Annotated in this window: 9 protein-coding genes; 7 read left to right on the forward strand and 2 right to left on the reverse strand. The window is 42.7% G+C overall.

What is annotated here, in order from left to right; translation table 11 throughout:
* Positions 1–17 precede the first annotated feature (17 nt).
* The 3 genes from NG833_RS18365 (at position 18) to NG833_RS30850 (ending at position 5428) form a co-directional block, all read left to right on the forward strand.
* Complete coding sequence (locus NG833_RS18365) at positions 18–554, forward strand: type IV pilin-like G/H family protein (RefSeq protein WP_254566720.1); 537 nt, start codon at positions 18–20, stop codon at positions 552–554.
* A 331-nt stretch (positions 555–885) separates the two neighbouring features.
* Positions 886–3126: an O-linked N-acetylglucosamine transferase, SPINDLY family protein gene (locus NG833_RS18370; protein WP_254566721.1), complete on the forward strand. Its 2241-nt coding sequence runs from the start codon at positions 886–888 to the stop codon at positions 3124–3126.
* 91 nt (positions 3127–3217) lie between these two features.
* Positions 3218–5428 (forward strand): O-linked N-acetylglucosamine transferase, SPINDLY family protein, encoded by a 2211-nt coding sequence (locus NG833_RS30850; RefSeq protein WP_254566722.1) that lies wholly within the window; start codon positions 3218–3220, stop codon positions 5426–5428.
* A gap of 101 nt (positions 5429–5529) precedes the next feature.
* On the opposite strand, the gene NG833_RS18380 is transcribed toward NG833_RS30850, so the two are convergent.
* On the reverse strand, positions 5530–6498 hold the full coding sequence (locus NG833_RS18380; RefSeq protein ID WP_254566723.1) for an FkbM family methyltransferase: 969 nt from the start codon (positions 6496–6498) through the stop codon (positions 5530–5532).
* Positions 6499–7315: 817 nt separating this feature from the next.
* Between NG833_RS18380 and NG833_RS18385 the strand changes: the two genes are divergently transcribed.
* The 4 genes from NG833_RS18385 (at position 7316) to ftsH3 (ending at position 11767) form a co-directional block, all read left to right on the forward strand.
* Positions 7316–7843: a methyltransferase domain-containing protein gene (locus tag NG833_RS18385; RefSeq protein WP_254566724.1), complete on the forward strand. Its 528-nt coding sequence runs from the start codon at positions 7316–7318 to the stop codon at positions 7841–7843.
* A gap of 38 nt (positions 7844–7881) precedes the next feature.
* On the forward strand, positions 7882–9027 hold the full coding sequence (locus NG833_RS18390; RefSeq protein WP_254566725.1) for a glycosyltransferase: 1146 nt from the start codon (positions 7882–7884) through the stop codon (positions 9025–9027).
* An 11-nt stretch (positions 9028–9038) separates the two neighbouring features.
* Positions 9039–9848, forward strand: coding sequence for an aminotransferase class IV (locus NG833_RS18395; protein WP_254566726.1), 810 nt, complete (start codon positions 9039–9041; stop codon positions 9846–9848).
* Positions 9849–9928: 80 nt separating this feature from the next.
* Positions 9929–11767 (forward strand): ATP-dependent zinc metalloprotease FtsH3, encoded by a 1839-nt coding sequence (ftsH3, locus tag NG833_RS18400; protein WP_309143864.1) that lies wholly within the window; start codon positions 9929–9931, stop codon positions 11765–11767.
* Between the two features lie 250 nt (positions 11768–12017).
* On the opposite strand, the gene NG833_RS18405 is transcribed toward ftsH3, so the two are convergent.
* Positions 12018–12245 carry a hypothetical protein gene (locus NG833_RS18405; protein WP_254566727.1) on the reverse strand — a complete coding sequence of 76 codons (228 nt, stop codon included), beginning with the start codon at positions 12243–12245 and terminating at the stop codon, positions 12018–12020.
* Between the last annotated feature and the right edge of the window lie 344 nt (positions 12246–12589).

Consider the following 12589-nt stretch of genomic DNA (forward strand, 5'->3'; position numbering starts at 1 on the left):
CAAGGAGACATATTCTTATGAAGACCGAATTTAAAGCCAAATTCCTCCAACATATCAATCAAAAAAATCGAGAAGAGGGTTTCACCTTAATCGAACTGCTCGTCGTGGTCATTATCATCGGTATTTTGGCTGCTGTCGCATTACCCTCACTGTTAAGCCAGACTAACAAAGCCAAACAGGTTGAAGCTCGTAACAATATTGGTGCTATGAACCGGGCGCAGCAAGCAGTATTTTTGGAGCGTAATGGCTTTGCCACAGATATGGCAAATCTAGGCGTGGGTATTCAAACCCAAACAACAAATTACGAGTATTCGATGGTGGCTGCAGGTGGTACTTTACCAAGTAGCGTTAACAACCAAGCGAAAACTCGTGTTAACAGCCTCAAACCTTACGCCGGACTCGTCTGGTCTGTCACCGATCCAACTACCTCTCAAGCTACGACGCGCGCCATTCTTTGTGAGGAAGCCGATCCCAAGCCACCTAACACAGCCCCGACTGTGGCTGCAGCACCTGGTGTTGGTGCAACCTGCGGTGCTATGAAGACTCTTGAATAGTTAGGATATTAAAGAACTGCTAAGAACACTCAACTAACTCAAGAGCAATTAGAGAGGGGAGTTTACACTACCCTCTCTCATTTTCTTAAACTAGCTATCACCAACCCAACTACTTAATACACCTATCCAGAGGGCCAAACCGACAATATAAACCATCCCTCAAACTATTGAAAAAATCGAGAACGGGCCGCTATAGTTAATAGAATTCATCCCTATTATATCCATACCATTTATTCAATTCATTTAACCTAGCTCTAAATAAACGAAGACCACCGATATTTACCTTTTGAGAAAAATATAGTTCCTGCACCTAAATTGATTCATTGATTCTATGACCTTTGATAGTGTTTTAAGTCAGTTCAGTAATTGGCACGAGCAGGCCTATCAATATCTCCTTAAGGGTGAGTATAGCAAAGCTGCAAGTCTTTATGAACAAGCTATAGAAATAGAACCCGATGTAAAGTTGCACTATTGGTATCTGGGATTAATGGTCCTATTACAGGGCCAAGAGGCAGAAGCTCAAACAACGTGGCTTCTAGGAATGCTGGAGGGCGACCCAGAAGAATTGGAGCAGTGGACACAAGAACTGATAGAAGTTCTGAAAAAAGAAGCCGATCGGCAGAAAGCATTAGGAGAATATTCACCGGCTTGGCTGATACTAGGGCATATCCGCGAGATTCAGCCTACAAATCTGAATAACCTACTCGATCTGATTCAACTGGCAATCCAACTCGAAAAATTTAGTCCAGAAGAAATGATTGAATGGAGCATCATTGAACTGCTTCATAATCAGCAACCCGGGAGCATTGATGCCGAGCGGCTAATGCCAATTTTAAAGAAGGTTTTAGAATTGGCCCCATTACAGCGATCATCCTTAGAGTTTGCAGCACTGTGTATGCCCCACGTCCACCCCCATCCTGATTTTTTCAGGGTTATATTGCACGCTGTTGCAGACATAGGGTACTCCCTGGGAAACCTATCAATGGCTTCATCGCTCATGGAGTTGTGCCTACGGATAGATGACAGTAATCCAGAAATCCTGCGACATTTAGCTGCTTTTTATCAAGATTCTGGATACTATTCTTTGGGAATTGAAATCGCTCGGTGGTGTTATTCGATTGTTGAAAAGCTACCGCATAAAATTTTTGCCAATCACTTGCTACTTCGAGGATTGATGTGCGCTGGGGGGTACTGGGACGAAGCCTGTGAGCTATTAAAGCGACACGAATTACTAATATCAAACCTAGTAAAGGAACCTCCCACAGAGATAGACCAACCTACAGTAGCACGTTTGATAACTTCCAGCTTCTTTTTACCTTATTTTCAGGACGTACCCCAACAAACCCGCTTGATGCAAAATCAACTCATGGGTCTTTGCCAGTCTTATCTTCAAAGTTATGACCCTGAAGCAGTAAAACGCTATAAACAAAGACATCTTAATCGTAAAAAAACTGGCTTGGGGGCGGAATCCGCACCTTTGAAAATTGGCTATGTCTCCCATTGTCTGAAAAGTCATTCGGTAGGTTGGTTAGCGCGATGGTTGTTCCAACATCACGATCGCGATAGGTTTGAAATTTATATTTATTTTGTGAGCTATCGTTACACCGGAGAACCTTTACAAGACTGGTATGAAAGTCAAGTATTTAAGGCTCATAAATTTGGAGGAGATAATATAGAAATAGCCGAACAAATTTCTCAAGATGAAATTGATATCTTAGTTGATTTAGATAGTATTACTCTCGATGTCAGTTCTGAAGTTATGGCCCTAAAACCCGCGCCAGTTCAAGTAACTTGGCTGGGGTGGGATGCTTCCGGTTTACCAGCCATTGATTACTTTCTGGCGGATCCCTATGTGTTGCCAGAAGAGGCTCAGGATTACTACTCTGAAAAAATATGGCGCTTACCCGACACTTATATAGCAGTGGATGGGTTTGAGGTAGGTGTACCGACTCTTCGTCGGGATCAGTTAGAGATTCCCAATAATGCAGTCGTATATTTCAGTGGACAGCGAGGATTTAAGCGCCATTTGAATACAGCGCGACTACAAATGAAAATCATTAAAAATGTCCCTAATAGCTTCTTTTTGATTAAGGGTTTTGCCGATAAAGAATCTATCAAAAGCTTCTTTACTAAGCTTGCCGAAGAAGAAGGAGTGGATCCTAATCGGCTGCGCTTTTTGCCTCCAGCTGCCACAGAATCAACTCACAGAGCTAACCTTGGTATCGCAGATGTGGTACTAGATACATTCCCCTATAATGGTGCTACAACTACTCTGGAAACCTTGTGGATGGGTATCCCTTTAGTTACAAGAGTTGGACAGCAATTTGCGGCTCGCAATAGTTATACGATGATGATGAATGTGGGTGTAACAGAGGGAATTGCCTGGAGCGATGACGAATATGTGGAATGGGGAATTCGCATAGGGGAAGATTCTGCATTGCGGAAAGAAATATCCTGGCGACTGCTGCGCTCTCGCCACAATGCACCACTCTGGAATGGTAAAAAGTTTGCTCGGGAAATAGAAAATGCTTACCAACAAATGTGGCTTAAGTATCTTGAAACAACGCCTTAGATAGAGATAATTTTAAGTTTGTATAAAAACTAAAATTATTTTTTATACAAAAATAGTAATTGTTTTATTATAAATAATAGGAGTTGATAGGGTGATTTTTGAAAACCAGAGTAACATTTTAGAGCCAAAAGCTTATGAACTTTGGATGGAAGGTGACTACGAAAGATCTGCACAACTTTATGAACAAGTAATTGTTGAGGAACCGTCACAAATCTCCTCTTACTGGCATTTGGGATTAATGAGGTTACTTCAGGGTAAGAAAGTAACTGCTAAAATCACCTGGGATGCAGTCAGATCAAAACTAGAGAGAGAGGAGAATCGAGCCGATACAGGAGATTTGATTGACATTTTACAAACAGAAGCTATCCGACAAGCATCTCTTGAAAATTATACTAATGTTTACTCGATTTTGGACTGCGTAATTGAGCTGTTCCCAGACCAGTTAGATGAGGTTTTAAATCATACAATTTTCTCTTCTAATTTCCCCCAAAATGATTATGCTCTGCTCCATCCTATGTTGATAAAACTGTTGGATTATAAGAAGAATCAAGGAAGCTCTAATTTCTTGACTTTTTTAGAAAAATTTTTAGATTTTTTTCCGCATTCAACACATACAATAGACTGGTTAGAAAAATTAACATTTGAAAACATAGATATTTTAAGCTTTAAAAAACTACTTTTAACCAAACTTGATCGGTTCATCAAGAATCAAGTGGTATCGACAGATATCATTATAAAATATGCCGAGTTATCCTTAAAACTGGAACCTCATAACTTGTCAGTCCTGATTAATTTAGCTGAGGCATATCAAAGGATAGGCTTATTTAAGCAAAGTATAGAAGTTTGTAATCAAGTATCCATAAAATCTTCTACATCTCTTGAACACCAGATTAGCGCCAGCTATCTAACAATGAAATCTCTGCTAAATCAGGGAGGAGCCTGGCAAAACTCCTATGAAACTTCCCTAGATTATCAGAGGTTAATGCGTGATTTGATGGATAAAGATCCCCCCTTACCATTAGATTTTCTTCTAGGTTTGATGGGAACACTTAGTTTCCCCCCCTATTTCACTGACACTCCTCAAAATACCCATGAATTTCGGAGTCAGTTTGCTCAGTTTTATCAAACAAAAGTTCAAGCTGCGCTTGCTGAGGGAGTAAAACAGGATAGGTATAAATCGTCTTATCTCGGATCTCGTGGTAACTCTCTAAGAATTGGCTACCTCTCAAGCTGTTTTTGTAGACACTCCGTTGGCTGGATAGCGCGTTGGCTATTTGCCTATCATAACCCCGAAAAGTTCCAGATTTATGCTTACTCGTTACGCTATCAAAATGATGATTTACAATCATACATTGCTGAAAGAGTTTTTAAATTTCATGATGTATCTCGGCTCAGTCCTATTGAAATTGCAAAATCAATTTCTGACGATAAAATTGATATATTAGTTGATTTAGATAGCCTAACGCATCATTTAATTGCTCCAGTTTTAGCTTTAAAGCCTGCACCCATTCAAGTGACATGGTTGGGTTCAGATGCCTCGGATTTGCCAGCCGTCGATTATTTTTTAGCAGATCCTTATGTTCTCCCTGAATCGGCTCAAAACTATTATGTAGCAAAGATCTGGCGGATTCCACAGGTTTACCTTGCGGTGGATGGATTTGAAGTGGGCATTCCCACCTTGCGTCGCGATCAATTAGGGATTCCAGATGATGCCGTCGTCTATTTTAGCGGACAAACGGGGTATAAACGCAATCCTAATAATGTAAAATTACAGTTACAAATTATTAAACAAGTCCCCAAGAGTTATTTTTTGGTTAAAAGTAGTGGAGACCAAGAGTCAGTGAAAGGCTTTTTTAAGCAGATGGCGAACGAACTCGGATTAGAAGACGATCGGTTACGATTTTTGCCCGAGGTTGCCTCAGAGGAAATTCACCGTGCTAACCTCAGTATCGCGGATATAGTTTTGGATACTTATCCTTACAATGGTGCAACTACTACATTAGAAACATTGTGGATGAGAATTCCTTTGGTGACGAGAGTTGGAGAGCAATTTGCCTCGCGTAATAGCTATACGATGATGATGAATGTAGGTGTCAACGAAGGAATTGCTTGGACGGATGAGGAATATGTAAACTGGGGAATTCGTTTGGGTAAAGATGCACCACTCCGTAAAGAAATATCCTGGCGTATGTTGCACTCTCGCCAAATATCTTCTCTCTGGAATGCTGAAGAATTCACCCGAAATATGGAGAGAACCTACCAAAAAATGTGGTCCAATTATATGAACCTAATATCAAACTAAAGGGGGCTAACCAAAGGGGTTTATTTAAAAAATGCCCGAGTATAGAATTATTTTAAATTCAAAATAGTGCTGGCTGGGTTAATTTTGTAAATGCCTCAAAATTAAGTGATAATATAACTTTGGATTTGTTGAATTACTGAAAGCGATTCTAATCCATTTTTCACTAATTCTGGAAATTGAGATAGCCCTTCTACGATCTGCTTCGCACAATTGTATTTAGGATTACTTCCATGTTTCAAAGTCAGATATTGGAGCAATTCCAGGGCATAATCTGTACAATCCATCAAGTCAGCGATGCAAGCTAGTTTAAGAAGATGGTACGGCGTTTTTAAATCTGTAGGGCTATTGCCTAAAAGATCTCGCATATAAAAAGCATCTCCCCATAGTAATTGTCCACCATAATGAGATACAATAGGGGAACATTGGCGAGGACGGTATGCAGTATTTAAAGTAAATAAGCTAAAGCCTTTGTGTCTCATGAAACTATCTACATCAGCGAATAAGGGACATTTTTCATATAAAGGTGCAAATAACACTTCAGATTTAACGGCTAAAATGCTTTTACCCAAAAGATAAGAACACCCTTGCAATACATCTAAGTCCGCTCCCTGAACATCAGTTTGTAAAAAGTCAATTTTCTCAATTTCTTCGGACTGACAGAAAAAATCTAAAGTGGTAGTTTCTATTTCAACTGTAAAATCTAACTTCATGAGCTCAGGAATCATCCCTCCCAACCTTTCTAAATAGGGTTCATTAGGTTGGTATAAAGAACTGCACATGGGGTGTTTTGTAACATAAAGTGTAGATTCTCCTGCAGAATTTCCCAGTGCAAGCGGGATATGGATTTCATTCCAATTTGCTTCTTTTTTTTCTAGATCAGCATTAGCTGAATCACAGGCATCAGCGTCAGCATCAAATCCATAGATAGTCAACTTAGGTGCAAAGATATCCCACCCTTGATTACCCCAGTCATCTTGCTCTCCTAATTTACGAGAACCCACCTGACAGAGGGTTAAATCAATTTGGTCTAGGTGTCCACTTTTCTTCAAGCTATCAATAAAAACGGGCATATAATATCCTTGATTGATTATAGAGTTAAGTAATGATTAGGGAGGGCTAGATTGTCTCAAATTTTAAGTTGGAAATTTACTCAACACAAACCGAATTCCTCACGATATAACGCCACTTTACCAAGACTTACGCATAAACCCCATATACTTGTTCGGTTCATTTTAAAATCAACCCTACTGCGTTGATCAAAGGGTTTTTATACCCTAGTCAGTCTTTACAGACTTGCTAGGGTCTGGAAATTTAGTTTCCGAAGCTATACTGTAGCACAGGTAAATTATTTCCTCTAGGATTCAGTCACCGTTAGCATGGAGATTTAAATGATATGCTCAGATTAACATATTGAACGGACGCCTTACCTCTGTAAAAAAGTTACAATTTGTTAAGCATTTAACCCATTTCCCCTTGATTTGGTCGGAAGTTCAGAAAACAAAACTTAAGAAAGCCTTCCCTGCTCAGCAGTTTAGCCCAAAGCATTTTTCTACAATCCAGACTGATTGAATCATGCTCAAGCATGATATTATAAGTCTGATCGTCATTTTATGGTTCTGGGTCAAACACTTGCCGTGCGCTCATTGTTTTTAGGGGTTCGGAGAATACCGAAGCACTATCTATAGCGTTTTCACTTTCGCGCTGAGAATAAACCAGTAACTCTGGCATGAAATACACATCAAGTGACTTTCGTCAACATTTGTTTAGGAAGTCTGTAACCCTCATTCACTCGTAGGCCATCTCAAAAACTCAATTAAAAATGAGCTAACCGTAAGAACCATATCTTGGCGATCAAAGTTTACAATTGTAAGGGCGTTAAAATCAACTATGAATCAAGTCAAGCTCCATATCGGGGGTACGGAAATCAAACCAGATTGGAAAATTGTAGATATTGAAGATCGACCTGAAGTAGACTTTATCAGTGATGCTTCTAATCTGAGTCAGTTTGAAAGTGATTCGGTGGATGTAATTTATGCTAGTCATGTTTTAGAACATTTTCATCATAGCTTAAATAATGAATTAATTGATACATTAAAGGAATGGCATAGAGTTCTTAAACCCGGTGGGAAACTATTGTTAAGTGTTCCCGATTTAAAAGCCCTATGTTGGCTGTATCTTCATCCTAATATGACGCCCATTGAACGTCTTCATTTGATGAGAATTTTATACGGAGGACAAATCAATCAATATGATGTACACAAAGTCGGCTTTGATGCTGAAACTTTAGCTTTTTATTTGGAGGAAGTAGGCTTTAAGGATTATGAACCCGTTTCGGAGTTTAATTTATTTAATGACTGTAGTAGCTTAAGGATTTTAGATACCTTAATTAGCTTGAATGTCATTGCTACTAAATAAAACACCATTGAATTTTAATTGTTGATTGTATTGATTATATGAACAAACCATTTCTTTCATTTTGCGCTATTGTCAAAAATGAAAAAAATAATCTTACCCGATGTCTACAGAGCGTCAAACCTTATGTAGATGAAATGATTGTTGTAGACACGGGTTCGCAGGATGGAACGCCGGAAATTGCCCGTCAGCAGAGTGCTCAAGTTTTTTACTTTGAGTGGTGCGATGATTTTGCAGCCGCTCGAAACTATGCGGTATCTCAAGCCTCGGGTGAATGGATTTTGAGTTTAGATGCTGATGAAGAGTTAGTTGTCAATTCTGAAAACTTTAGAGAAGCCCTTGTTGCTAATTCAGAGGTTTTAGCCTATTCGATGATATTAATAGATGTTGGGTCAGAAACAAAGGAAGTAGGTGGGAAATTTCAGAGATTATTTAGAAATCACCAAGATATCAAATATGAAGGTCGCTTACATGAACGTTTAATGTATTGTGGAGAAAAAATTGCCGGTCGTTTTCGAGGAGATTTAGATAGTCTCAAAATTTTACATTACGGTTACAGCAATCCGGAATTTACACAACAAAAAGCCCGAGAGCGGAATATTCCTATCTTAGAACGGATGCGCGAGGAGGAGGGGCTAAGTTTGTCCAATCTCTACTGTTTGGCAAGTATGTGTCAGGATGTAGGACAAAGCGAAAAAGCGCAAGAGTATTATGATGAACTCTTCGAGGGTCTTGTTCACTATGTGCTTGATGGAGAAGCCCCTACGGAATTTTTGTGGGTTCCGACTATGCTTTATTTCTTTGGATCTCAAGCTTTGAAACAGGAAGACTATGAAACGGTAAGGATGTTGTGCCAACGAGGACTAGACTGGTGTCCTAATTTTCCTCCTTTGAATGCACTGGCTGGGGATCTACTCATAGCGTTAGGATTTACCGTGGGAGCGGTTCCTTATTTTCAAAAGTGTCTGCAACTAGGTCAAGAAGGAAATTACTACACACGCGATCCATTTGATGTTAGTTTTCTCAATACTTATCCCGCTTATCGGCTGGGCTGTGCATACCAAAATTTGCAACGCTGGCAGGAAGCAAAAACAGCTTGTGAAATGGCCCTCTCTTTTGATGAAAATTATAATCCCGCTCAACAACTACTAGAGCAAATTTTACAATTTTTGCCGGATAAAAAATAGTTAAAGCCCCAATGTTCTACAACGGCTCTCTGCACGACTCTAGCACCCTCGAACTCTCAATTACTGACCCTGCTCTCCTGTATGGGGCCACTGTTTTCACCACTCTACGGGTTTATGAGCAGTCCTTGGATTCTCCCCTGACTGCATGGCAGGCGCATTGTCGGCGGTTGAAATCCTCCCTGGAACCCTTTCAGTGGGCTGAACCGGATTGGGTGCGGGTGCGGGAGGGGGCGGAGTTGATGATGGCTGGGTGGCCAGTGTTACGGATTTCGATTTTCCCGGATGGGAGAGAATTAATTATAGGGCGTATTTTACCATCGGAGTTGGCGATTCGTCAAGAAGTTGGGGTGAAGGCTTGGGTGGCGGCGGATTCTTTGTTTATGAGATCGCTCCCGACCCATAAAACCGGCAACTATCTCTCCGCTTGGTTGGCGCTGCAAGCGGCTCAACGGCAGGGTTGTCAGGAAGCTATTCTAATAGATGGTCAAGGGAATTGGTTGGAAACCAGTACCGGAAATCTGTGGGGATGGCGGGAGGGGCGGTGGTGGACTCCGCCTATTGAGGTAGGGATTTTACCCGGGGTGATGCGATCGCAACTTCTGAACTGCCTCAACCATCAAGGTCATCCTGCCATCCTCGAACCCTGGACAGCCGACGTGGTGAGCGGGTTTGAAGCCTTGGCCTATAGTAATAGTGTGGTAGAAGTCATTCCTTTATGTGAAGTTTTCTCAGAAACCCAAACGATTGCTTATCCTTACTCCCATCAAGGGTTCAGCCAATTGCGGCAGCTTTTCCTTGACCACTCGCCCCGCAAATTCTGATAATACGTTAACATTAGTTAACAACAGTAGAATAAAAATAGCCCAAACACCCCCCCATTCCAGAACTAGGAGGACCGCTGGTGAATAAAAAATGGAGAAACGCCGGACTATACGCAATGCTGGCGATCGTTGTTATCTTTGTAGCAACGACATTTTTTGAAAATCAAACATCAAACGAGGAAACCTGGCGCTACAGTCAGTTTATCCAGGAAGTTCAAAACAACCGCATTGATAAGGTAGTCATTACCTCCGATCGCTCCCGAGCTAGAGTCACCGCTCAGGATGGCAAAAAGGTTGTCGTCAATTTACCCAATGACCCGGAACTCCTCAACATCCTCACTGACCACCGAGTCAATATTGAAGTCTCCCCTCAAGGCGATGAAGGCTTCTGGTTCAAGGCACTCAGTAGCTTATTCTTCCCTGTTCTCCTCTTAGTGGGCTTAGTCTTCTTGCTTCGTCGTGCTCAAAATGGCCCAGGTTCTCAAGCGATGAACTTTGGCAAATCCAAAGCACGGGTGCAAATGGAACCTCAAACCCAAGTCACCTTCGGGGATGTCGCCGGTATTGAGCAAGCCAAGCTAGAACTGAGCGAAGTAGTAGACTTCCTGAAAAACGCCGATCGCTTTACCGCTGTTGGTGCCAAGATTCCCAAAGGTGTTTTATTAGTCGGCCCTCCGGGAACCGGCAAGACCCTCCTGGCCAAAGCAGTGGCGGGCGAAGCGGGCGTCCCCTTCTTCTCCATCTCGGGCTCAGAATTCGTGGAAATGTTTGTGGGAGTCGGTGCCTCTCGCGTCCGCGATTTATTTGAACAAGCCAAATCCAACGCTCCCTGTATCGTCTTTATCGATGAAATTGACGCCGTAGGTCGTCAACGCGGTGCCGGTTTAGGCGGTGGTAACGATGAACGGGAACAAACCCTCAACCAACTCCTGACCGAAATGGATGGGTTTGAAGGCAACACCGGCATCATTATTATTGCCGCCACCAACCGTCCCGATGTCCTCGATGCCGCTTTATTGCGTCCCGGTCGTTTCGATCGCCAAGTGGTGGTCGATCGCCCTGACTATGCCGGTCGTCGGGAAATCCTCAATGTCCATGCGCGCGGTAAGACCCTGGCGAAGGATGTGGACCTCGACAAAATCGCCCGTCGGACCCCTGGTTTCACGGGTGCTGACCTCTCCAACCTGCTCAACGAAGCCGCAATTCTGGCGGCAAGACGCAATTTGACCGAAATTTCGATGGATGAAATCAATGATGCCATCGATCGCGTCCTTGCCGGACCGGAGAAAAAAGACCGGGTGATGAGCGAAAAACGCAAAACTCTGGTTGCCTATCATGAAGCGGGTCATGCTTTAGTCGGTGCCTTAATGCCCGATTATGACCCGGTGCAAAAAATCAGCATTATTCCTCGGGGACGTGCCGGTGGGTTAACCTGGTTTACCCCCAGTGAAGAACGCATGGATTCCGGTCTGTACAGCCGGTCCTATCTGCAAAATCAGATGGCAGTGGCCCTTGGCGGTCGGATTGCGGAAGAAATTGTCTTCGGTGAGGAAGAAGTCACCACCGGTGCTTCCAATGACTTGCAACAGGTGGCACGAGTCGCACGGCAGATGGTCACTCGCTTTGGAATGAGCGATCGCCTGGGTCCAGTGGCCCTCGGTCGTCAGCAAGGCAATATGTTCCTCGGTCGCGATATCATGGCAGAGCGTGACTTCTCCGAAGAAACCGCCGCAGCGATTGATGATGAAGTTCGCAATCTGGTGGAACAAGCCTACGGACGCGCTAAAGAGGTGCTCGTTTCCAACCGGGAGGTTTTGGATGAACTGTCTCAACTCCTGATTGAGAAAGAAACCGTTGATGCCGATGAATTGCAAGAGTTGTTAGCGAACAGCGATGTGAAGATGGCGGCGATCGCCTAATCGACTATCGAGCAATCCAGGGTTGATGATTCATTTCAAACTCAACCCTGATTGAGCTTTTCCCATTACAAAAGTCGGGGAATTTCTGGAGTAACCTCCAGGAATTCCCCGACTTTTTTTATTGGAGTTGTTTTAAATGGCTTTTCCCAGACTTGTTGTGATGGTTACTGTTGAAAAAGCATCTGCGGATTCCCTAGAAATCGCAGTCCGATCCTTGGAAAAATCCATTCCATCTCCAAGGCGATCGCGATTACGCGGTTTGCATCACCTTTTGCAGGTGTTGACGGATCTCTTTGACTTGATCCATTTCCGATTCCTTGAGCTTTTGCAACAGTTCCACGCAAGGCTGTGATCCGGCGGCTTGAGCATCTTCAATATAAGTATCGTAAGCATTCACCGCTTCACACTTGTTGTGCATGACGGTCAGCAAATCGTACTCTAAATTAGGGACGCACTTTGTCTTTCCGTTAGTAGACATAAATTGATCCTCTTGTCATGTTTTCTAACACTTTAGTTTGGCTCCTGCTCCCCTGATGAGTCATCTACCCAAAAGAAGAAGCACCCCTAAGTCAAAAGGCAGGTGTCTTTTATCCACGGAACACCGTTTGAGTATTGCTCGCTACAGCGCTAGGCATCGGTTTACAACCCGGTTGACCAGATGGCACCGTCCCCCCCACCCAACGGCCAAGAAACCGGGTTTCTGCGACAATTTTTGCTGATTGTCCTAAATTGAGGAAAGAAACCCGGTTTCTGAACCCCCTGCGAAAGGCCAAGAAACCGGGTTTCTGCGACAATTTTTGCTGATTGTCCTAAATTGAGGAA

It is taken from the genome of Oscillatoria sp. HE19RPO, from assembly GCF_024220515.1.
Taxonomy (GTDB): domain Bacteria; phylum Cyanobacteriota; class Cyanobacteriia; order Cyanobacteriales; family Laspinemataceae; genus Laspinema.

Coding starts and splice junctions, on each gene's coding strand:
- NG833_RS18395 (WP_254566726.1), top strand. CDS start 9,039: ATGTTCTACAACGGCTCTCTGCACGACTCTAGCACCCTCGAACTCTCA.
- NG833_RS18365 (WP_254566720.1), top strand. CDS start 18: ATGAAGACCGAATTTAAAGCCAAATTCCTCCAACATATCAATCAAAAA.
- NG833_RS18405 (WP_254566727.1), bottom strand. CDS start 12,245: ATGTCTACTAACGGAAAGACAAAGTGCGTCCCTAATTTAGAGTACGAT.
- NG833_RS18385 (WP_254566724.1), top strand. CDS start 7,316: ATGAATCAAGTCAAGCTCCATATCGGGGGTACGGAAATCAAACCAGAT.
- NG833_RS18380 (WP_254566723.1), bottom strand. CDS start 6,498: ATGCCCGTTTTTATTGATAGCTTGAAGAAAAGTGGACACCTAGACCAA.
- NG833_RS18390 (WP_254566725.1), top strand. CDS start 7,882: ATGAACAAACCATTTCTTTCATTTTGCGCTATTGTCAAAAATGAAAAA.
- NG833_RS18370 (WP_254566721.1), top strand. CDS start 886: ATGACCTTTGATAGTGTTTTAAGTCAGTTCAGTAATTGGCACGAGCAG.